The organism is Paractinoplanes pyxinae (genome assembly GCF_026626335.1).
Classification (GTDB): Bacteria; Actinomycetota; Actinomycetes; order Mycobacteriales; family Micromonosporaceae; genus Actinoplanes; species Actinoplanes pyxinae.
Map to the genome: position 1 here is coordinate 363,776 of NZ_JAPNTZ010000008.1, position 21,465 is coordinate 385,240.

Annotated in this window: 18 protein-coding genes and 1 pseudogene; 8 read left to right on the forward strand and 11 right to left on the reverse strand. The window is 73.1% G+C overall.

Going from position 1 to position 21,465, the window contains the following annotated elements; genetic code table 11:
- Nucleotides 1–175: 175 nt before the first annotated feature.
- Nucleotides 176–838: a GNAT family N-acetyltransferase gene (locus tag OWR29_RS24455; RefSeq protein ID WP_267565527.1), complete on the reverse strand. Its 663-nt coding sequence runs from the start codon at nucleotides 836–838 to the stop codon at nucleotides 176–178.
- Nucleotides 839–938: 100 nt separating this feature from the next.
- On the opposite strand from OWR29_RS24455, the gene OWR29_RS24460 reads away from it, so the two are divergent.
- The 4 genes from OWR29_RS24460 to chrA are packed head-to-tail and all read left to right on the forward strand — an operon-like array spanning nucleotide 939 to nucleotide 4,313.
- Nucleotides 939–2,021, forward strand: coding sequence for a M20/M25/M40 family metallo-hydrolase (locus tag OWR29_RS24460; RefSeq protein WP_267565528.1), 1,083 nt, complete (start codon nucleotides 939–941; stop codon nucleotides 2,019–2,021).
- A 9-nt stretch (nucleotides 2,022–2,030) separates the two neighbouring features.
- Nucleotides 2,031–2,771, forward strand: coding sequence for an arsenate reductase/protein-tyrosine-phosphatase family protein (locus OWR29_RS24465; RefSeq protein WP_267565529.1), 741 nt, complete (start codon nucleotides 2,031–2,033; stop codon nucleotides 2,769–2,771).
- Complete coding sequence (locus tag OWR29_RS24470; protein WP_267565530.1) at nucleotides 2,768–3,160, forward strand: VOC family protein; 393 nt, start codon at nucleotides 2,768–2,770, stop codon at nucleotides 3,158–3,160. The genes OWR29_RS24465 and OWR29_RS24470 overlap by 4 nt, the downstream gene beginning before the upstream one ends.
- Entirely contained in the window at nucleotides 3,153–4,313 is a 1,161-nt protein-coding gene (gene chrA, locus OWR29_RS24475) for a chromate efflux transporter (RefSeq protein WP_267565531.1), read from the forward strand. Before OWR29_RS24470 ends, chrA begins: the two co-directional genes overlap by 8 nt.
- 822 nt (nucleotides 4,314–5,135) lie before the next feature.
- On the opposite strand, the gene erm is transcribed toward chrA, so the two are convergent.
- From erm to OWR29_RS24510, 7 genes are all read right to left on the reverse strand, one after another.
- On the reverse strand, nucleotides 5,136–5,915 hold the full coding sequence (gene erm / locus OWR29_RS24480; RefSeq protein ID WP_267565532.1) for an ErmE/ErmH/ErmO/ErmR family 23S rRNA (adenine(2058)-N(6))-methyltransferase: 780 nt from the start codon (nucleotides 5,913–5,915) through the stop codon (nucleotides 5,136–5,138).
- Between the two features lie 275 nt (nucleotides 5,916–6,190).
- Nucleotides 6,191–6,841, reverse strand: coding sequence for a hypothetical protein (locus tag OWR29_RS24485; protein WP_267565533.1), 651 nt, complete (start codon nucleotides 6,839–6,841; stop codon nucleotides 6,191–6,193).
- Between the two features lie 124 nt (nucleotides 6,842–6,965).
- Nucleotides 6,966–7,307: a hypothetical protein gene (locus tag OWR29_RS24490; protein ID WP_267565535.1), complete on the reverse strand. Its 342-nt coding sequence runs from the start codon at nucleotides 7,305–7,307 to the stop codon at nucleotides 6,966–6,968.
- A gap of 6 nt (nucleotides 7,308–7,313) precedes the next feature.
- Complete coding sequence (locus OWR29_RS24495; protein WP_267565536.1) at nucleotides 7,314–8,039, reverse strand: hypothetical protein; 726 nt, start codon at nucleotides 8,037–8,039, stop codon at nucleotides 7,314–7,316.
- Nucleotides 8,032–8,349, reverse strand: a complete 318-nt coding sequence (locus OWR29_RS24500; RefSeq protein WP_267565537.1) for a type VII secretion target — start codon at nucleotides 8,347–8,349, stop codon at nucleotides 8,032–8,034. Before OWR29_RS24500 ends, OWR29_RS24495 begins: the two co-directional genes overlap by 8 nt.
- 9 nt (nucleotides 8,350–8,358) lie before the next feature.
- On the reverse strand, nucleotides 8,359–9,105 hold the full coding sequence (locus tag OWR29_RS24505; protein WP_267565538.1) for a hypothetical protein: 747 nt from the start codon (nucleotides 9,103–9,105) through the stop codon (nucleotides 8,359–8,361).
- 79 nt (nucleotides 9,106–9,184) lie between these two features.
- Nucleotides 9,185–10,063 carry a hypothetical protein gene (locus OWR29_RS24510; protein ID WP_267565539.1) on the reverse strand — a complete coding sequence of 293 codons (879 nt, stop codon included), beginning with the start codon at nucleotides 10,061–10,063 and terminating at the stop codon, nucleotides 9,185–9,187.
- A 654-nt stretch (nucleotides 10,064–10,717) separates the two neighbouring features.
- Here OWR29_RS24510 and OWR29_RS24515 point away from each other — a divergent pair.
- The 4 genes from OWR29_RS24515 to OWR29_RS24530 all read left to right on the forward strand — a co-directional run bounded on the left by OWR29_RS24515 (nucleotide 10,718) and on the right by OWR29_RS24530 (nucleotide 16,700).
- The gene (locus OWR29_RS24515; protein WP_267565540.1) at nucleotides 10,718–11,614 is read left to right on the forward strand and encodes an AbfB domain-containing protein; all 897 of its coding nucleotides are present in this window, start codon (nucleotides 10,718–10,720) and stop codon (nucleotides 11,612–11,614) included.
- Between the two features lie 72 nt (nucleotides 11,615–11,686).
- A complete protein-coding gene (locus OWR29_RS24520; protein ID WP_267565542.1) occupies nucleotides 11,687–13,087 on the forward strand; it encodes a hypothetical protein in 1,401 nt (466 codons plus the stop codon).
- On the forward strand, nucleotides 13,084–14,295 hold the full coding sequence (locus OWR29_RS24525) for a hypothetical protein (protein WP_267565543.1): 1,212 nt from the start codon (nucleotides 13,084–13,086) through the stop codon (nucleotides 14,293–14,295). Before OWR29_RS24520 ends, OWR29_RS24525 begins: the two co-directional genes overlap by 4 nt.
- Nucleotides 14,292–16,700 (forward strand): GTPase-associated protein 1-related protein, encoded by a 2,409-nt coding sequence (locus OWR29_RS24530; RefSeq protein ID WP_267565544.1) that lies wholly within the window; start codon nucleotides 14,292–14,294, stop codon nucleotides 16,698–16,700. Before OWR29_RS24525 ends, OWR29_RS24530 begins: the two co-directional genes overlap by 4 nt.
- A gap of 3 nt (nucleotides 16,701–16,703) precedes the next feature.
- Here the strand turns inward: OWR29_RS24530 and OWR29_RS24535 are convergent, their stop codons facing one another.
- From OWR29_RS24535 to OWR29_RS24550, 3 genes and pseudogenes are all read right to left on the reverse strand, one after another.
- Complete coding sequence (locus OWR29_RS24535) at nucleotides 16,704–18,347, reverse strand: hypothetical protein (RefSeq protein WP_267565545.1); 1,644 nt, start codon at nucleotides 18,345–18,347, stop codon at nucleotides 16,704–16,706.
- Nucleotides 18,348–18,681: 334 nt separating this feature from the next.
- Nucleotides 18,682–20,475: pseudogene (locus OWR29_RS48140) on the reverse strand (SAV_2336 N-terminal domain-related protein); the annotation flags it as partial.
- Nucleotides 20,472–21,464, reverse strand: coding sequence for an AAA family ATPase (locus OWR29_RS24550; protein WP_267565548.1), 993 nt, complete (start codon nucleotides 21,462–21,464; stop codon nucleotides 20,472–20,474). The gene OWR29_RS24550 and the pseudogene OWR29_RS48140, both read right to left, overlap by 4 nt.
- Between the last annotated feature and the right edge of the window lies 1 nt (nucleotide 21,465).

The window sequence follows — 21,465 nt, forward strand, 5'->3', positions numbered from 1 at the left end:
GCGCTCATTGCACGCTGTTGCACGTTTCGACGACAACGCGTTGCGCGCTCGCACAATCCGCCGCGGCCGACTGCAGGAAGATGCGCAACGGCGTGCGCCCTGATCAACGCGGCACCGCCGACTGTACGAAGGTGAGCGATGGTGCGCGTTGGCGGATGACGCGGCGGGATGGGCGTCATCGGGTGGTCCGTTCGAAGGTGTACGTGGCCTGGTTGTGGTGGCGTTCCACCCGTACCAGGTGGGCGGTCTTGAATTGCTCGATCAGGTCACGGCGTAGGGCTGCGCGGTCGGTGGGGTCGGGTGCGGCCGTCGTGTCGTTGGCTGGGGTCGTCACCGTCGTGCACTCGTGTTTGGGGACGTGGGGTGCGGCCAAGTCCCATGAGACGAGCAGGCGGTCGGAGGCGCCGTCGTCGTAATAGTCGGGGAGGAAGCGGATCGCCGTCGCGCCGAGGACGGTGAAGTTGAAGTGGGCGTTTCGTAAGGCGTACGGGTCGAACGTCCATCGCATCGTGCGGGCGCCCGTAGCCCGCGCTGTTTCGGCTTGGGCCTGCTTGAGGCGGCGGCCGACGCCCGTGCCTTGCGCGCTCGGCGCGACCACCGCGGCCTGCGAATAGTGGTAGAGCTCGCCGGCCTCGACCGCGCTGAACCCGTAGCAGAAACCGACCAGCTCACCACCGTCGAACGCGCCCAGCACCGATCCCGCGTTCTCGCGCAGCGCCGCCAGCAGGCGGGGGCTGATGCCGAACTCGGCCTGGTCGTAGCCGAACACGCTCCGGTAGAGCGCCGACGCGGCCGACCACTCGCCGAGCCCGGTCAGGTCGCGCACCACGATGCTCATCGCGCCCTCCCTGCGGTGCGAAGATACGAAACGTATAACCGTCATCGTGCACCGTGTTGCGCGCGTTGACAACGCACCGGGGAAAACTTAGCGTTCGCATATGTTGGACGCCCTGCGTACGTACACGTTGCTCGAATCGCCGACCGGTGACGCCCGCGCGCTCGCCGCGCTCGCGGAAGTGCTGGAGGCGGACGCGGCCCGGTCCGGTTTTGCGACGGCGCGAGAGGGCGACCACCTGCTGTGGACCCTCCCGGCCCGCGACACCCGCGGCGGCGAGTTGCTGCTGCTCAGCCACTACGACACGGTGTGGCCGGTCGGCGCTCTCGACGAGATGCCGTGGTCCGTCGAGGACGACACCGTCCGAGGCCCTGGCGTCTACGACACGAAGGCCGGGCTGGTGGCGCTGCTCGCGGCTGTCGAGCGGGTGATCGCTTCGGGCCGGCCACATCCCGAGGTACGGGTGATCGTGGTGGCCGACGAGGAGATCGGCTCCCCCACCGCCGGCGACCTGGTCCGCGCCGAGGCGAAGCGGGCCACCGCCGTGCTGGGGATGGAACCGCCTCATCCGGGCGGGGATCTCAAGACCGGCCGCCGGGGCAGCACCCGAGCCCGCATCGAGGTGACGGGTATCGAGTCCCATGCGGCACTGGATCCCGAAGCCGGTGTCAACGCGATCGACGAATTGATCGACCAGCTGACCGCTTTCCGCGAGGTCGTGGCGAATCGGCCGGTCCTGCTCAACACCGGCACGATCAGCGGCGGCGGCCGCACGAACGTCGTTGCCGGGCACGCGCAGGCCGACCTCGGGCTGCGCTTCCTCGATCCGGACAACGAGGAGACGGTGCTCGGCGCGCTCGGCACGCTTACGCCGTACCGGGAAAGAGCAGTTATCACCAGCCGGCTGCTCGCTCATCGACCCACATGGCGTCCGAACGACGCCACGAACAAGTTGCTCGCACGAGTTGAGCGAATAGCGTCGGATATTAGCCAAACGCTCACCGGCCGCCCGGCCGACGGCGCCGCCGACACCAACACCACGGGAGCACTTGGAGTCCCCACGCTCGACGGTCTGGCACCGAGAGGCGGCGGCGCGCACGCCCGTCACGAGTGGGTCTCCCATCAGGGCATTCATGAACGCGCAGATCTGCTCGAGGCGCTATTGCATCAAACCAGTTTGATGTAATCTGCGGGCGTGACGACAGAGCCGCCGGCGTTCGTGACCGCCGCCGGGCATCCCGTGCGTTGGCGTTTATTGAGCGAACTTGCGCGCGGCGACCACGCGGTGCGCGAGTTGACCGTGCTGCTCGATCAGCCGCAGAACCTCGTCTCCTACCACCTGGGCAAGCTGCGCAAGGCGGCGCTGGTGACGACTCGCCGTAGCAATGCCGACGGTCGCGACACCTACTACGCGCTCAACATCGCGCACTGCGAGAGCCTGATCTCCGACGCCGGCGCGGCCCTCCATCCCGCGCTACGGCTCACGGCGCCCACCCCGGCGACACCCGTGACCGGGCGGGTGCTGTTCCTCTGCACCGGCAACAGCGCACGCTCCCAGATGGCTGAGGCGCTGCTGAGGCAGCGCACCGCCGGCGCCGTTGAGGCATTCAGCGCCGGCAGCCGTCCCAAACCGATCAACCCGTACGCCGTAAGCGTCATGGCCACCCGCGGCGTCGACCTCTCCGCCGCCCGGCCCAAACACCTCGACGAGTTCCGCACAGAGCGCTTCGACCGCGTGATCACGCTGTGCGACCGCGTCAAGGAGGTCTGCCCCGAGTTCCCCGGCGACGCCGTACGCGCGCATTGGAGCATGCCCGACCCGGCCGCCGACGCCGACGGGTTGCGCGCTTTTGAGCGAATCGCCGACGAACTCGCTCAACGCATCGACTTTCTGCTGCACACCCTCGCTCACCCGTCGCCGGAGGAGGCGTCATGACCAACCCCACCGAGGACACCGTCAACGTGCGCTACCTGGTCGACGATGTCGCCGCCGCGATCGACTTCTACACCGGCCGCCTCGGCTTCACGTCGATGACCACTTTCCTGCCGGCGTTCGCCGACGTCCGGCGGGGCAACCTGCGCCTGCTGCTGTCCGGCCCGGACAGTTCGGCCGGCCGCACCCTGCCTGACGGCAGCCGGCCGCGGCCCGGCGGCTGGAACCGCATTCACTTGATCGTCGCCGACATCGACACCGAAGTGGCCCGGCTGCGCGCGGACGGGGTGCCGTTCCGCAGCGAGGTCGTCACCGGCCCGGGCGGCCGGCAGATCGTCCTGGACGATCCGGCCGGCAACCCCGTCGAATTGTTCGAACCCGCGCATGCCTGAGCAGCATCGCGCAACGCTGGCCACCGTCCTCAAGGAGTGGGGACGGATCGGCTGCGTCGGCTTCGGCGGGCCGCCCGCGCACATCGCCCTATTGCGCAAACTGTGCGTTGACGATCGAAGATGGCTGGACGCGCAGGAGTTCGAGGACGCGATCGCCGCGTGCAATCTGCTGCCCGGGCCGGCCTCCACGCAGCTGGCGATCTTCTGCGCCTGGCGCGTACGCGGCCGGGCCGGCGCCCTGGTCGGTGGGGCGGCGTTCATCGTGCCCGGGCTGATCGCCATCCTCGTGCTGGCCGCACTCTTCCTCGGCGACCCGCCCACCTGGGTCAAGGCGGCCGGGGCGGGAGCGGGCGCGGCGGTGGCCGCGATCGCCCTGCAGGCCGGCTGGAGCCTGATCCCGCCCGGATGGAAACGCGCGCCCCAGCAGAGCAGCCGTCGCCGCTGGGCGGTGTATCTGCTGCTCGGGGCGGTGGCCGCGGCAACCGTCGGCCCGTGGCTGGTGCTCTTGCTCATCGCCTGCGGCATCGCCGAGATCCTGGCCCAGCGGGTGCCCGCGTCCGAGCGCCGGCCGTCCGCCGCCCTGCCGTTCCTGGCCGTGGCCGGGCTAGGCGGCGGCGGAGTCCTGCTGCCGCTGGCCTGGACCGCCTTGAAGGTCGGCGCCTTGTCGTACGGCGGCGGTTTCGTCATCATCCCGCTGATGCAGGCCGACGCCGTCGACCAGCACCGGTGGATGTCCGCGGCCGAGTTCCTCAACGCCGTCGCGCTCGGCCAGATCACCCCCGGCCCGGTCGTGCACACCGTGGCCGTGGTCGGTTACGCAGCGGCGGGCGTCGGTGGCGGCCTGCTCGCCGCCGCCGTCGCATTCAGCCCCTCGTTCACGTTCATCCTGCTCGGCGCCGACCGCTTCGACCGCCTGCGCGACAACCGCCGCGTGCGCGCGTTCCTCGACGGCGCCGGCCCGGCCGCGATCGGGGCCATCCTCGGCTCGGCGGTCCCGCTGGTGCGGGCATTGACCGAACCTTGGCAGTACGCCGTACTGGCCGTCGCCTGCGTCCTGACCCTGGCCGCCCGCCGCGGCCCGGTCCTGACGCTGTCCAGCGCCGCCCTGGCCGGCATCATCATCGTCCTGGCCGGCGGCGCCCTTCCGCACTGACCGCCGCCCGGGCCACCGTGACCGCAACAAATCGCTGGGGTGAAAACCGTTGCCGCTGGAACCTCCGAACTGGGTGAAGGCCGGTCACGGCTGTCGAATGGCACCCCGTCCACCGGCGACAGCGACTTACTCAGGCGGGAGGAGGCAATGCTGGACGACGATGCCCCGGTAGCACCTCAGAAACGACCTCGGCCGGCGAGACGGGGAGTGAAAAGGCGGGCCGAGCCAAGCCACTGTTCGGACCAGACCTCTCCAACCGGCCCGTCAGGCGCGGCAGGTGGCGGCGTAAGCGGCAGCCCGGGCAAGGACCAGGCGCGCATGAGAGACGCAGGGTGGCGGCGTAAGCGGCGGCCCAGGTAAGGACCAGGCGCGCATGAGAGACGCAGGGTGGCGGCGTAAGCGGCGGCCCAGGTAAGGACCAGGCGCGCATGAGAGACGCAGGGTGGCGACGTAAGCGGCGGCCCAGGTAAGGACCAGGCGCGCATGAGAGACGCAGAGTGGCCGTAGCGGCGGACCGGCGACGCATGCACCAATCCGCCGCCGCTCGACTGTGTTCGTCGGACTCGGCTGGATTCATCGATGTAGGCGGAACTCGGTCAGCCACACTCGGCCGACCGGAACCTGCGGTGGCAGACGCAATGCCCGGCAGGCCGCGGTGGCCCAGCTCTTCGTCGATGATCGGCTCTCCCTATCGAAAGAAGGTGAACAAAGGTCGGTCACCGTTCGAGCCAGACCGGGACGTCCGGTATCAGGCGCAGTGCCCGGCAGCCCGCGGCGGCCCGGCGACACCTGCACCGAACCGCCGCCGCCGCTCGACGCTGTTCATCGGAGCAGGCGGAACAAGGTCAGCCACTGTTCGGGCCACACTTCGCCGACCGCGACGTCCGGTGTCAGACGCACTGCCCGGCAGGCTGCGGCGGCCTGCCGGTGCCCGTAACGCCGGGACAGCGACGCCTGCACCGAACCGCCCACCCCGGTGAAGCCGCACTCGACCAGCGCCCGATAGCGGGGCATCAGCTCCGCGCGTACCAGCGGAATCGCGCGGCGCCGCAAGCACAGGATCCCGCCGTCCACCCGCGGCACGGGCCGGAACGCCGTACGGGGAACTCGCCCCGCCAAATGCCAGGCGACCTCGGGCCAAGTGAGCACGGTCAGCCGTGACCAACGTCCGTAGTCACCTGTGCGTTTGCGCGCGTACTCCCACTGCGTGAGCAACGTCGCCTGTCGCATGGTGCGCGCTTGCAGACACCAGTCGACAACCGCCGACGTCAACGCGTACGGAATGTTGCCCACGACCGCGAACGGCTCGCGCGGTGGCACGGCGGTCAGGAAATCGTCGGTTCGCACGCTCAGACCGCCGGCTGCCGGCAGGGCGGCGGCCAGGTCCGGGTCGATTTCGTACGCGATGACGCGCGCCCGCCGCCGCAGGAGTTCAGCCGTGAGGCGGCCACGCCCCGCCCCCACCTCGAGGATCAACTCTCCTTCGGCGGGCGCGGCCACGTCCGCCAGTTCGCGCACCGCCGACTGATCGGCGAGCAGGTTCTGACCAAGGATCCGCCGGGCGCGCGCATGCTCGCGCCGGCGGTAGGAAGATGACGCCACAACCGGGTTCCCGTCTGCCACCCACCACAGCGGTGGGCGGCGAAACGCGGACAGCCTCGATCGTCCGGGCCGTCCGCTGAGAAGACAGAGGACTCAGCGGGCCCCGGCGGCGAACCGCGGAAAGAGTTCAGGCGGCGCTGCGCGGGACCGGACGCCCGGCGCGGTGACGGATCGCGTACTGCGGTCCTCGCGCGGGCATCCCGGCCGCGACGAGGAGAGCGTGCGTCGTGTGCATCCGGCGACGGTAGCCACCGCTCGGCGTACGCGCACCCGATTTACGAGTGGCCGTCCAGCAGGGCGGCCAGGTGCAGCAGTGGACCCAGGTCGCCGACCGGGTGGGACGGGGGCAGCCGGCCCTCGGTCCAGGTCATCAGTTCGGGGCCGGTCACGCTCCACGGCACCGGCACGTGCCGGGCGAGGTGGGCCGCGATCAGGGCGGGCGTGCACCACGGGCCCACCGTGCCGCTGATGCGGAACGCCTTGTCGAAGCCGGGGTCGCCGGTGGCATTGTCCCGCCGGCTGAGGCGGCCCCGGGTCGTGACGGTGGCGGGCGCCCACGCGCGGTTCAGGATGGCCACGCTCACCACCCAGTGCCGGGTGTGCGGGGTGGAGGTCGCGCTGCCGTCGGCCCCCGTGGCCACCTGCACGTCGGTGACCTCGTACTCGCCGACCAGCACGTGACGCCCACCCACGGTGCCCGAGAGCAGCATCCGTACGCCGTGCTGGTTGCCGCCGGGAAGGCGCTGACCCCAGTCGACGGCCGGATTCTCGATGATCTGCCAGCCGGAACGCCCCGCCCATTCGGCTATCCGGGCCGCGCGGCGCCGTCGCTGCCGGGCCGCCAGCAACGCCACGACGACGATCAGCGCCAGCGACGCCACGCAGAAGAACGCCAGCGTCCCCGTCAGCGGATCCAAGCCGATCACGGGCCCCAGCCCCAAGAGCCGGCCGCGCCGCCAGAGCCAGCCGCGCCGCCAAAGCCGGCCCCGCCGCCGAAGCCAGCCCCGCCCTCAAAGCTGGAGCCGGCCTCAACCAGCCCCGCCGAAAAGCTCACCGGCCGCGCCGGACGAAACCGGCCAGCACCACCCCGAGCAGCGAATCGAACAGCGCCAGCAAAGCCGCCGCCGCCGGACTCAACTCCCCCACCGCCACCAGCACCGCCCCGGCCACGAACACCCCCAGCAACCGCAGCCAGGCCAGCGCCGAGCCCAGCGACCCTTTCCGCCGCAGCAGCAGGACCAACATCAGCACGACCCCGGCCGCGCCCGACGCTCCCATGAGCACAAGCGCCGCTATCCCGCCCTCCTCGTGCAGCGTCGACCAGGCCAGCCCGCCGATCACGGCCAGCCCGCCCTCGCACAGCAGCAGCAGGACCAGCAGCGCGGAGATCACGGCGCCTCAGCCCGTGACGACCGGCGGCCAGGCGCCGTCCCGGTAGCCGATGTTGTCGTTCAGCTTCTGCCGCAGCGTGCTGTTGGCCGCGGCCGCCGTCGACTTCAGGTTGATGCCGCCCGCGGCGAAAGCGGCCGCCGCCGCCACCGCCGCCCCGGCCGCGATGAACGGCGCCGCCGGCAGCCCGGCGATCGTGGCCGACGACGAGGCCGCCCCGACGATGCCGACGATCAGCGCGCCGATCGCCACCAACAGTGCGCCCCAGAAGATCCAGATGCCCTTGACCATGTCGCCCAGCGCGCTCGCCATCCCGTCGCTGAACACGGTCTTCACCTTTTCGAGGGCGGTCTTCTGCAGGGGCAGCGACTGCCGGTAGGCCTCGGCCGCGTCGCCGTCCCAGTTGGTGTCGACCTCGAGACTGCCCGCCTCGGCCGCCTGCACCCGGCCGCTGACGGGGCCGCCTATTCGATCGCTCCAGGCGTTGGCCGCTTCCGCGAGCGCGGTCGGCGACCCCATGTTGGTGACGAATTCGCGCACCGCGTCCCACACCTTGCGCATGAACCCGCAGAACTTGTTCCAGCCCGCGACGACCTTGTCCTGCAGGAAGCCCGGCAGGAACCCGATCTTGGAGTTGATCGCGTTCTGCAGGTCGTTCGTCTTCTGCTCGATCTTGTCCAGCAGCGACATGATCTTGCTGACGAGGTCGTTCTCGTGCGCGGCCGAGCTAGTCACGGACTTCCCACACTCCCCCGAGCCGCGTCGCGGCCTCCTCGTCGTCGCGCTCGTAGGCCGCCGCGACCTCGTCCAGCGTCCGGGCCAGGTCGGCGTGCACCTGCGAGCCCTGCCGCAGCAGCGCCTCCGCCTTGGCCTGCATTTCCGCGTACGTGGTCAGCAGCCCGGTCGGCACACTGGCCCACGACAATTGCGCCTCGGTCAGTGTGAGCGCGCTCGCCTCCTCGGACGCGCGGCTCAGCACGCCGGAGGTCTCGTCCCACATCGCCGCGTCGGTGTGCAACGCCTCGAGGGCCGCCTTGAGCGTCATCGTCGCCTCTCAGTCGGTCAGGCGCAGCCGCCGGGCCAGCCCGAGCGGGTCCTGCGCCAGTTGCTGCGCTTCACCGAGCCGGCTGTCGGCGATTATTTCCCGTACGCCATGACGTCCGGCCTCGAGATAAGCGGCGCGAAAGGCGGCCGCAGTCTGCCGGGCGATGTTTACCTCGTGGGCCTGCAGCAGCCACTGCCGGTCGTACCCGACGGCCGTGACGTCCCCGCCGCCGGTCACCGTCACCTGGACTTTGCGGTCAGAACTGCGTCCCGTGTACGTGGCTCGGAGCGCACCGTCGAGCGCGCCCGACACCTCGTCGAGCCCTTCATCGATCGACTCCACGAGGGCCAGCAGCTCCCGCAGAGCTGCCTCACTGTCCTCCACCGACATCGGACCACCGCCGCCGGCCGCCTCCTGCAGCCGCCGCGCGAAGTCCTCCCGATCAACCGACCCCGCCGCAACGGGCGCCTGCTCGGCGTACGCGTCGCCCCAGGCCTCGAAACGGCGCCGGGTGGCCGCCCCGACCGCCTCGATCACCGCCTCGTCGAGGGCGAGCGACCCGAGCAGCCGCCGCCAGCCGTTGGCGACCGCGACGCCGCTGACCCGGCCCTGATCGTCGAGCGTGACGGTGACCGCGCCCGACCGGTCGGTGGCGGTGGCGCCGGACGCACGCTGCTCGGCGGCACGCGCCTGAGCCGCGAGGGCCGCACCCTCGTCGGCCAGCGCTCGCATGTGGTCCAGTCGATCGTCCGACACAGTGCTCCCCCCGGCGCAACTCCGTGGACTTTCCCAAAGCGGGCACGACCGTCGCAACCCCGCCCGGAGGAAAGCCGCATTACGCCTCGAGCGGCGCCACCGACAGCGAGCCGATGCCGGCCACCGCCTCGATCCGCAGGCCGCCCGACTTCTCGTCCGACCCCCGCGAGCGCAGCGTGCTGCCCTTGTCGACCCCGCGGTCGCGTTCCCCGTTCAGCTCGACCGAGCCCGCGCCCTTGCGGATCTTGACCTTGACCGGGAACTCGCCCTCCGTGCCGATGGTCCAGCGGTGCACGCCGCCGGCCATCCGGATCTCGATCTGGCGTTCCTGGCGGGGCAGGGTGAGGTCGAGGCGATCGGCGCCACCCTCGAAGTAGAAGTCGCGCACCTTGCCGCCGGCCATGGCGAACGAGCCGCGTTTGACACCGCCGTCCATCCGCACGGTCCAGGTGATCCGCTCGTCGAGCACCACGTCGACCTCCCCCGAGCCTTCGTCCCGGATCTGCTCGGCGGTGAGCTTGAGCGAGGTGCCGTCGAGACTGGCATCCGGTTTGACGCCGCTGCCGCCGGGCGAGCCCACCCAGGCCACACCGTTGCCGGTCGGGCGGCCGAGCTTCACGTTGAGCTCGGTGACGTCGGAAGCCAGCACGAACGTGCCGGCCGCGAACGCGGGCCCGGGCGGGGCTGCGGGCGATGCCGGGGCCGAGGGCGGAGCGGTCGTGGCGGCGGCCGAGCTCGGGGCCGGCGCGATCGAGACCGGCGGGTTGGGCGTGCCGCCGACGATGATGCCGGGGTCGGCGGCCGCGGTCGGCGCCGGCGCGGGCTCGTCGTCGCCGGCGAACCGGGCCAGCGCCACGCCGCCGATCCCGAGCACCAGCACCGCACCGGCCGCCCCGGCGATCACTCGCAAGCGGCGGCGGGGCGGCCCGTCCAGCGGCTCCAGGGGCGACCCGGTCACGGACGGGGGCGGCGCGAAAGGGGGCAACGAGGACCGCGACGCGGAGCGACGCGACGATGGCGACGACCCAAGCGGCGCAGAAGGCGGTGACAAGGCCGGCGACCCGGAAGGCGCGGAAGACGTCGGCGAGGCGGGTGACCCGGAAAGCGCAGAAGACGGCGATGAGACCGGCGACCCGGTCGGTGTAGAAGACGTCGACGGGGACAGCGTGGAGGGGGGTGGTGCGGAGCGAGACGACGACGGCGGCGTAGCAGGCAGCGGCGGGGACGGCGACTCCGACGACGAGGGCGGCGACGAAGGCGAGTCGGGCCAGTAGTCGGAGATCCGGGGGAACGTCACGGTGGCGGGCCGGGCGGTCCCGTCGGCCGATCCCGCGTACGTGCCGGTGTCGTACGCCCCCGTCGGCTGGTCGTCACTGGGCGGTGGGAGGGCGGAGCCTTCCATCGCGCGCCTCCTCGGTGCGGCCGCGGCAGCCCGTGGACCCGGGCGCCGTCACCGGGGAGTACGAGGGAGATCACGCAAGGGTTCGACGCCGATGCATCCACTGTGGGTCTGCCCGAACGGGAAACGACCCTTGCCCCTAGCCGATTTCACCGTAAGAATGCCTTTCCGTCAGCTTAAAAGAGTCTTAGCCGATGGCAGGGATCCGCACAGATGCCCAACAAGGACCCCCACGACCGTCTCCGCATCGGCGGCTGGGTCCCGCCCTACCGCGACGCCAACGGACCGCTGCGCCCACCGGCTCCCCCCAACCGCCTCGGCACCGCCGCCCGCCGCGCCCTGCCCGCCGGCCTGTGGCCCACCGCGGCCCAGCCCCGCCCGTCCGGCGGCGGCTTCGCCGTCGGCCGCCGCGCGCTGGTCGCCCTGTCCACCGGCGCCGTGATCGTGGTGGCCGGTCTGGCCGCGCTCTCGCTGCGTGACGACCCCGGCGCCACCGCCCTGGCCCAGCGCGAGGTCCTGCTGCCGGCGCCCCCGACCGACCCGGTGTCCGTGCTGCCCTCCCCCACCACCAGCAGCCCCGGCTCGGTGGTCCGCACGCCGACCCACCACCGCACCACAACCCGCCCCACCGAGCGCGCCACCACAACAAGGCCGCCCAGCCCCCGCCCACCGGCGAAGACCACCACTCCCCCGCCGAGCCTCGTGCCCGGCGCGACGATCGGCCTCGAACTCGCCGACCACCCCGGCTACCGCCTGCGCCACCGCAACTTCGTCGCCCGCCTCGACGAGGTCGGCGACGCCCAGAGCCGCGCCGACGCCCGCTTCGCCGTCCGCCGGGGCCTGGCCTCAGCCGAGTGCTTCTCGCTCGAGGCCGGCAACTTCCCCGGCTACTTCCTACGGCACCGCGACTACGTCCTCCACCTGGACCGCCGCGACGGCTCCCGCCTCTTCGACCAGGACGCCACCTTCTGCCCCCGCCCCACCGGCACCGGCAACGCCCTCCTTCTGGAGTCCCTGAACTACCCGGGCCGGTTCCTGTCCGCCCGCGACGACGGCATCCGCATCTCCCGCCGCGACGCCACCGCCTTCGTCGTCAGAAAGCCCCTCTGAAACGCCTGATCGTCCACTTGCGATCTTCACACGGACCGTGGTCGCCTGAGATCTCCCCGCACCCCGCGCCCGGTGAGGTCCTCCTTGTTCGACGCCGCCCGCTACGACCGGGAGGTTCTGCGCCCTCTGCGCGGCACGCACGGCCGCCTGCCCGCGGGTGATCTGCTCGCGCGCTACGCGATCGACCCCGGCATGAACGCGGTCGAGCTGGCCGCCCACCTGACCGAGATCCGGGCCTGGTGGCGGTCGCGGGCCCAGGCGCCCGACTTCCGGGCCCAGGTGTGCCGGCTGCTGCTCGACGCCGACGTGGAGCTCGCCGCCTCGGCCGGGCCCGCCATGGAGGATCCAGCCTGGTGGCTCGAGCAGGGCAACCGCTCGCCGGCCGGGCCGGTGGTGGCCGCCCCGCCCGCTGTGGCCGAGCGGGGCGACCGGCCGGTCCCGTCGCGCGACTGGCGGGTCGACGCCCGGCGGGTCTTCTGGTCCACGCTGGCCACCCTCGAGCGCGCGCCCGCGGTCGTGCTCGCCGAGCAGCCCGCGCCTTCGTCCGCTCCGGCGCCCGGCGCCGAGCCGCCCTCCCTCGTGCCCGACCTGGCCGTCCGGCCCGTCGCGGCCGAGGGCGACCGCTGCCGCATCGAGCTGTCCTGGCCCGACGCCGGGTCCGACGTCCGGGTGCGGCACGCGCCGCAGTCGCCGCCGTTCGGGGCCGGCGCCGAGGTCGACTGGCCGGGTGGGTGGGGTGCCGAGGTGACGGGGCCGGCGCAGCGGCGCGGCGGCGACCGGGTGCTCACCCTGACCGTGCCCACCGGCTACCGGGTCTACCTGCCGTTCCTGGTCGACGGGGAGCGGGCCCACGCGGGCCGGCTGACCGGGCTCGACCCCGCGCCTCAGGTGCGTGAGCTGCGGGTGGAGCGGGACGGGGACGGCGCGTTCGCCACCTGGGTGTGGCCGCCCGAGGCGGACCTGGCCGAGGTCTCGTGGGCTGGCCGGCGGCACCGGGTCACGGTCGCCGAGTACGCCGAGGCCGCGGGTTTCGCCATCGCCGAGGCTCGGGCGGGCGGCGTGGTCGCGGTGCGGGCGCTGCTACCGGTGGGCAGCGGCCTGGCCTACTCACCCGCGGTCACGGCCACGATCGACCGGGCGCCCGTCCGGGTGCGCTACGACCTGACCCGCCGGCGCCGCCTGACCGGCGGGGCCGAGCTGATCGTCACCGTCACCACCGACGGCGACTGCTCCGGCGTCGACCTCGACCTGGTGCTGCACAAGGGCGACTACCTTCCGCTCGACGCCGGCCAGGGTGACCTGCTGGCCCGCTTCACCGGCCTCGACCTGCACGTCGAGGAGCCGCTGCGCCTCACCTGGCCCTGGCCCGACGTCCCCCGGCGCGACCGGCCGTACTGGATCGTGGGTTTCTTCCACGCGCCGCAGCGGATCGCCGTCGAGGCCCCACCGATCGACCACCTGAGGTACTCATGACCAAGCTGAGCTGCCCGTTCTGCTACAACGCGATCAAGCGCCGGTCGGAGCTGTTCTTCCTGTGCCGCGGCAAGCCGACCGCGACCCGGCCCGCCTGCCGCCCCGAGCCGGACGAGGCCCGCCGCAACCTGACCGGCTTCGCCGAGCCGACGCTGCCCGCGTTCGAGGCGGTCACCGAGAACCTCATGCTGCCTCGCAACCGGGCCCAATGCCCGCACTGCCTGGGCGAGACCACCACCCGGGCCTGCCCGCACTGCCACACCGCGCTGCCGATGGAGTTCGGGACGGACGCCAGCCCGATGGTCGCCATGGTCGGCGCCCGGGGAACCGGCAAGACCGTGTACCTGACCGTACTGGCCGAGGAGCTGCAGAAGCCGAAGATCCGCAAGGAGTTCCGGGCCAGTGTGCGGACGATCGGCGACGGCCAGGACGGTTTCGGCGCGCAGACGCAGTGGGTGCGGCAGAACATCCGCCAGGTCTACCGCGACCGGAAACTGTTCGAGGCGACGGCGCAGGCCATCGGCGGCCGCAAGGAGCCGGTCGTCCTGGAGTGGCGAGGTGAGCACACCGGGCTGCTCGGGCGCCGGAAATTCCGTACGAACTATCTGTCGTTCTACGACACCGCGGGCGAGGATCTGTCGACCGACGGCCAGACCTACAACCTGCACTACCTGAGCGCGGCCGACTATCTGATCCTGCTGCTCGACCCGTTCCAGCTGCCCGAGGTGCAGCGCCTGCTGCGGCTGCCGCCCGCGGCGACCCGGCACAGCATCGACGGCGAGCCCCCGATCGGCGTGCTGCACCGCATCACCGACGCGCTCAAGCGGGGCGACCACTGGAACGGCCGGCAGATCACCGTGCCGATCGCGGTCGCCTTCGCCAAGATGGACGCCTACTACCGGCACGTCGACGAGACCCACCCGCTGCGCCGTACGCGGCGGCGCCCCGGCGGTTACGACAGCACGGCCGGCCGCACCATCCACGAGCAGATGGCTGCGCTGCTCAACCAGTGGGGCGGCGCCGAGATCGACGACCACCTACGGGGCCATTACCGGTCGTACCAGTACTTCGCGGTCTCGGCTCTGGGCGCCGAACCCGACTACGAGAACAACATGGTCGACCCGCGCGGCGTGCGGCCCGACCGGGTCGAGGAGCCCCTGCTCTGGCTGATGCACCAGGGCGGGCTGGTGCCCAGGGCGAGCACGTGACCGGGCGCTTCGACACCTTCATCTACACCAACTGCCGGGCCGGCGAGGGGCTGCAGCAGCGCGACGGCTTCCAGTTCCAGGCGCTCTCGCCGGGAGCCGACCGCCAGGTCATGCCGTTGGTGCAGCGCCGCCTGCTCTACGAGCCGTCGCCGGTGTGGATGCGGGAACGCCGTCCCGCGGCCGAGTATCCGCCCTCATTCGCCCACGTCCACGACGGCCGGCACTACGCCACGGCGGCCGGGGTCTATCTGGGCCGGGAGTCCGGCGGCGGGCGCGAGGGCAACCAGCTGACCCACGCCATCGCGACCGACGACCCCACCGCGTACGGGCTGGTCCGCCCTTCCCAGCTCTTCGGCGCGCCGTTCTGGACGGCGGTGCCGGCGCCTGCGCAGGAGTGCCCGCCGCTCGACCCCGGCTGGCGGCCCGGCCCGTTCGGCGTGCCCGAGGCCCAGCGCTTCGTGCTCGCCCAGCACAAAGGCACGCAGCTCCTCACCGCCCTGCTCTCTCATCTGCGCCGCGGGGAGAGCGATCCGCGGCGGGTGCTGTTCCTGGCCCGTGAGCCCGAGCTGGTGCTGCGCTGGGTCACCGCGGCCACCCTGCTCGTGCCGCACCAGCAGGCCCTGGGCATCGACTTCAAGATCTTCACGCTGAACCCGGCCTACACTGACCACCGCATCCTGGCCGTCCACCCGGACTGGTCGACCGGCTCGGCCAGCCTCGACAACCAGCTCGGCTATCTCGTGTTCGACCTGGTCCGCCAGGACTGGACGCCGGTCGAGCCCGACCCGCAGAGCACCCGCTGGGTCGAGTTGTTCCTGGGCGAGGACCCGTACGACATCGTCGACGCCGTCGAGATCGCGGCCGCCGCCTCGGCCGGGCACCCGGGGCTGGCGCCCGTCGAGACGTCCTTCGGCCTGGCCGTCGTCCTGGGCCGGCCGCCCGAGGCGCATGCGGTCGGGCCGATCGTGACCTGGCTCGCCGGCGCGTCCGCCGCGCTGGTCGAACGGTACGGGCCCGACCTGGTCGACCGCCTGCTGGAGGATCCCGGCCGGCTGCCCATCGAGGAGCTCGACGCCCTCGACGCCGCGGTCAGCGCTCGTCTGCCCGGCCGGGCCGCCCGGGTGCGGCTGGTACTGCTGCGGGCCGAGCTGGACGAGCTGCGGAGCACGGCCGAGGTCGAGCCGGGCCGCCTGACCCCGATCGAACCGCCGGCCTGGAGCCGCGACGACGAGAACGCCGCCGTCGACCTGCTGGCCACCGAGATGTCCCGGGCCGACCCGGCGCACTTCGAGGCGCTGCTGCGGCTGGCCGCACGCTTCGGCGTCGCGCCCTCGCACAGCCTGCTCGACCCCGGGCTGCAGCGGTTCCTCGAGTTCTGGGCAGAGAGCCCCCGGCCCGAGTTCGATCCCGCGACCTGGGCCGACGGCGACGAGGTGGAGCGGAAGCTGCGCCGCCTGCTCGAACGGACGATCGTGAACGGCCGGGCGACCAGCGAGGCGGTCGGCAGCCTGTGGTGGCGCAGCCTCACCCCGCCCGCCCAGTTGGAGAACGAGCTCGACCGGGCGATCGTGAGCGCGGCCATGATGCAGCTGGACGAGCGCAGCCGCGGCAACCTGGCCGACCGGATGATGCGCTCGACCGCCCCGGACGCGCTGCCCGACCTGGCCGGCGTGCTGTGGCAGCGGGCGGTGCCCACCCTGACCGAGGCCCGCAAGCTCATCCGGCAGCTGCCCCCGACCGTCACGCTGTTCGACGTCCACCTGCCGGCGCTGGCCGAGGCGCTGCTCGGCCCCGAGGTCTCGGACGAGCAGTTCAAGGTCGCGTACGCGCTGGCCGTCGAACGCCGCGTCTGGCAGCCCACCCCCGCGGTGCAGGCCCGGATCTCCGACGAGGGCAACATCCGGTACGTGCTCGTGCAGCTCACCAAGGCGTCGGTGGACACCTGGCGGCTGACCGAGGCGATGCGCGACGTCCCGGCCCACACGGTGAGCAACAACTACGAGCGCCTGCTGCGCGCGATGGTGCGGGCCCCGATGGCCGCGGCCGCCCTGGCCGTCCTGGCCGTGCTGAGCGACCATCCCGACCTGCCGGCCGACTTCACCACCGAGGTCACCCGCGGCATCATCTCGGACGACTGGCGGCCGGCCCAGATGGCCGCGGCGTTCGTCCTGCACAACCAGCCGTACGCGAATCCGGCCCTGCTGCCGCTGGGCGAGCGGCAGGTTCTGGAGCGGTTGAGCCGTACGGTCATCGACTTCGCCGTCCGCGCCTCGGCCTCCCGCCTCGAGGTCGTCAACGACCAGATCGAGCTGCTCGACGATCCCTGGCCCGCCCAGTGGGCCGAGTTCCTGCGCCGCAACCGCAGCGGCGGGATCCTGCGCCGCATCGTCCGCTCCGACCCCTGAGCCTCAGCCCTCGTCGCCCAGCAGCAGGCGGGCGCGCAGGGCAGCCCGATAGGCGGCCTCGCCGTCACCCCGGCGTTCGTACAGCCGGGACAGGTTTTGGTAGCCCGCCGCCAGGTCGGCCCGCAGGGCGGCGTCGAGCGGGTCGGCGGCGTGCAGGCGGTCGCCGAGCTCGCAGGCCTCGGTGAGCAGCGCCACGGCCGCCGCCAGGTCGCCGCCCTCGGCGGTCACCTGGGCCTGCGTGGCCAGGGCGCCCGCCAGCGCCGTCGCCCGGTCCGGCAGCTGGCGGTACACCTCGACGGCAGCGCCCAGCGCCTGCGTGGCGGCGTCCCAGCGTTCCAGTTCGGCCAGCAGCAGGCCGCGGCCGAGCCGGGCCGCCGCCAGGCCGGGGAGCACGGGCGGGTCGAGGCTGCGGTAGAGGGCTTCGGCCCGTTCCAGCTGAGCCAGGCCGGCCTCGTGCGAGCGGAAGTCACCCAGGTCCATGCCGTACGCGCAGCAGGCGTAGGCGAGCCGGGCCCGATGCCGGGCGGGGTCGGCCGCGGCCAGCCGTTCGTACTGCTCGACCGCCTCGGCGCCGGCCGCCACGGCCAGGTCGTGCTGGTCGCGCGCCCGGGCCTGGGCGGCCTCGATGAGCAGCGCGTCGGCCAGGCCAGCGCCGTGAGCGGCCCGATCGGTCGCGGCCAGTTCCCGATAGCGGGTGGTGGCCTCGCGGGCAGCCTCGGCCGCCTCGGCGACGCGGCCCAGGCGGCCCAGGATGCGGGCCTGCTGCGCCCTCGTGTATGCCACGTCGGCCGTCCACCCGGCCGCACCCGGTTCGGCGGTGGCCGGCAGCTGCTCGTGAAGGCGGACGGCCTCGGCCACCGCTGAATGGGCATGCCGCGGCTGGCCCGCGCGGTCCTGGCGTACGGCCAGAATCGTCAGCGCCCGGGCCAGCGCGGCCACCTCCGGGCCGGATGCGGGGGCGGCCTCCTGCAGACTGCGGCGCTGATTGACCTCGTACTCGGCGGTCTGCAGGGCCATGTCGTCGCGGCCCTCCCGCTCCCAGATCAGCCCGCGCTCGTGCACCGCGTCGGCCAGGGCCGCCCGGTGCGGGGCGCTGGCGCCGGCCAGGCGGACGTAGCCGTCGGCCAGCTCCCGGGCCTCGGCCACGCTGCGGCCGGCGAAGACCACGGAGGCGGCCGGCACGCCGTCGACGACCGCGTGCAGCACGGCGACCGAGGTGGCCGGGTCGGACAGCGTACGCCGGACCAGGGCGAGCAGCTCGGGCGTGAGCCCGCCGGTGCGGACGGCCACCTCGAGCACCCTCGCGCACAGGCCGGGGCGCTGCGTCGCCGCCGCCCACAGCGGCTCGGTGAGGTCGGGCCACTCCCGGCAGGCCGGCACCAGGGCCTCCAGCGCCCGCGCGGCCTGGCTGTCCGAGACCGACGGCAGCAGCGCCAGCAGCCGGGAGTCGCGGCGCACCGCGGGCAGGGACAGCCGGTTGCGCACCGCCGCCGGCAGCAGCGCCCAGAAGCCGTCGCCGAGATCGGGATAGAGCTGGTGCAGCCAGGCCGCGATGCGCCGGGTCGCCTCGTACTCGTAGCCGCCGCCGGTCAGCCGCGCGACCTCGCGGGCCTCCCCGACCGAGCCGGCCCCGTAGAGTTGGGCCACAGCCAGGTAGGCGTCGAGCCGGCCGGGCTCGGCGAACGAGATCTCGGCCTGGACCGCGGTCCGTTCGGCCTGGGCCCGCTCCCGGGCCGAGAAGTGCCTGCAACGCGGTCAGCGTGATCTCGAGCGGAGTGAGAGCGGCGTCGTCCGGCCATGCGGGCACGGCACGGCCGGCCCGGAACATCGCGGGGTCGCCGGACGGGAAGATCCGCCGGCCGAGGTCGGCGACGGCCCGGCGATAGAGGGTGACTGCCTCGCCGAACCCCGTCAGGGCCACCACGGGCTCCAGGTCGCGCGCCCACTCGCCCGCGGCCCGCGCAAGGTACAGCGTCGGGACGTCGGCGCCGGCGTCGGCCGTGCGGGCCTCCTCCACGATCCGCAGGGCCAGCCCGTCCGGGCGCAGCCGCGCCTGAAGCTCGGCGGCGAGACGGCTCTTGCCCGACCCGGCCGGGCCGGTGATCAGGGCGGCCCGGCCGGCCGACGAGCCACGGGCCCAGTTCTCCAAGGTCGCCAGTTCGGCCTCGCGGCCGGTGAAAGCGACCGCGGCGGTACGGGCGTCGAGCAGCCCGGCCAGGTCGACGTGCCGCCCCGGAACGGGCGCGACCGGCGGGGGTGCGGCCTCGAGGGGAACGCGTCGCACCCGTGCCTCGGCCCGGGCCAGGCGGCTGCGGGCGGCTTCGGTGAACGCGAACGGCCGGCTTTCCCCGGTCAGCAACGAGTCGCCGTGCCCCGGGGTCAGGGCGGTGAACCAGCCGTGGCGGCCGGTCTGGTGGCTCATGGCGGCCGAGACGCGGTCGCGCACCGCCCGGGCCTGGATCATCTCGCTCACCGAGAGCGTGGTGATCAACAGGTCGGTCACGCCCTCGACGAACCGGTAGCGGCCCCGGCGGCTGTCCTCGACCCGCAGCAGACCGCTGAGCAGCACCTCGGCCAGGTGGGCCGGCTCGGCCCGCTGGAACATCGCGTGGTGCACGTAACGGACCACGTCGAGCACCGGATCGCCGGCCAGGGCAACGTAGCGGGCCAGGTCGTACGCCTGATCGGAGGCGGCCGCGCGGAACTGCCGGACGCGCTGGGCGGCCGAGGGCGCCGGACGTGGGATCGCGGCGACCGGCTCGGGCGGGTGCCCGCTCACCCGGGTCACGGCCGCGGTCACCGACGGGCCGCCGGCGACCATGGTCGTCCACCGTCGCAGCCAGCCGGGATTGATCTCGAGCACCGGAACCGGCGTGCCCGTCCGCTCGCCGCGCCCGCCGAACGGGACGAACGTGAGGTCGCTGTTCGGGGCGCAGGCACGCGGAGCGGTGAGCGTGCCGGCCACCGTACGGGCCCAGGTGCGCTGCCACAGCCGTTCGGGCAGCGGCTGCAGGATCGCCACCGGCCCGTGCCGGCCCCAGTCGTGCAGCATCCGCCCGGCCACCCCCGAGCGCCAGACCGGGCCCACGCAGTCGCTGACCACCAGCACGACCCGCCGGTTGGCCGGGTCGACCAGCCGGCCCGGCGGCAGCGGCCGGCCCCGCCAGTCGGTCAGCCCGTCGCCGCCCAGCCGGTGCTGGGCGACCTGACGGAAGACGCCCGACTCGCGCAGCGCCGAGATGATGCCGGCCGCCAGGTCGTGCCAGATGGCCATGGAGTCGCCCTGGTCGACGACCACGGCGGCGTCGAGCCAGAGCCGGGTCGGCGGACGCATGACCACCGGCCAGGGCTCGCCGACCGGGTGGTCGGCGGCCAGATGGGCGGTCGCCTCCTCGTCGAGTTCGCCCAGACCGGGCGCGGGCACGCGGCGCAGCAACGGCCGCAGCGCCCGCTGGAAGTCCAGGCGCCCGTCGAGCGCGATCGGCTTGGGCACGTCCTCGACGCGGGCCTCACGCACCGCCGGCGGTTCCGGTTGACTCACGCGCGGCACCGGCACGTTCACGTGCAGCGGGACGTCAGAGTTGGGCGAGAGGACCGGCGGCGCCGGTGGCTCCTCCGGCGGCGCTGCCTTTTCCCCGGGCTCGCTCGCGGACGCCGGGCGGGGCGACGCGGCCGGAGTGATCTGCGCGGCCAGCCAGAGGGTCTCGGCCAGCTCGCGCGGAGTCGGCTCGACACCTCCCCGTACCAGCGCCTCGCGCAGATCCTCCAGGTTCATCGCGGGGTCAGCGACTTCATCAGCGCCTTCTCCAGCGCCTCGCGCGTGCGGTCCTCGTCGAGCCCGGCCGTGTGCACCAGATAGATCGCGTTGAGCAGCTGGTCGGTGGCCAGCGAGGCCGGCTCCTGGTCCTGTAGGAACTGCTCGATCAGCCGTGCGCTGTCGGGCGCCATGCCGGGCAGGTGGGCGGCCACGATCTGCTCCAGTTTGGCCTTGTCGGGCCGCTTGATCTCGACCTGGACGCAGCGCCGCAGGAACGCGGGCGGGAACTCGCGCTCGCCGTTGCTGGTCATCACCACCACCGGGAAGCGGCTGCAGCGCACGTGGCCGTGGTGGACCGTCACCCGCTCGGCGCCGTCGGCCGTGCCCACCTGCGCCTCGGCGTACCGCTCGGGCTGGCGCAGCAGTTCGCCGATCTCGAACTCGCCGTCCTCGAACGCGGTCAGCAGGTCGTTCGGCAGATCCAGGTCGGCCTTGTCGATCTCGTCGATCAGCAGCGCCCGGGGCCGGCTGCGGGGCAGCAGCGCCGTGCCGAGCGGGCCGAGCCGGATGTAGCGGCCCAGGTCCTGGTCCCAGTCCGGGTCGCCGCCCTCGTGCCGGCTCGAGGCGTAGAGCCGGGCCAGCGGGTCGTAGGTGTAGAGGCCGTCGCGCAGTCCGGTGCGGCTCGTGACCGTCCAGCGCAGCAGACGGCCCAGGTTGAGCTCGTGCGCGATCGCGGTGGCCAAAGTGGACTTGCCGGTGCCGGGCGGCCCGGTGACCAGCAGCGGGCGGCGCAGGTAGAGGGCGGCGTTGACCAGCCGTACGGTCTCGGCGTCGGGCCGATAGCGGCCGGCCGCCCGGATCTCTTTCTGCCGGGTCTCGGGCACGAACGGCGGGTCCTGCGCCGGGTCGGGGTCGAACCCGCGCCACGGCGGCGGCGCGGGCAGGCTGTCGATCCGGTCGTGCGGAACGCCCGTCCCCCGGTAGATGAACCATGCGTCGTCGGCCACT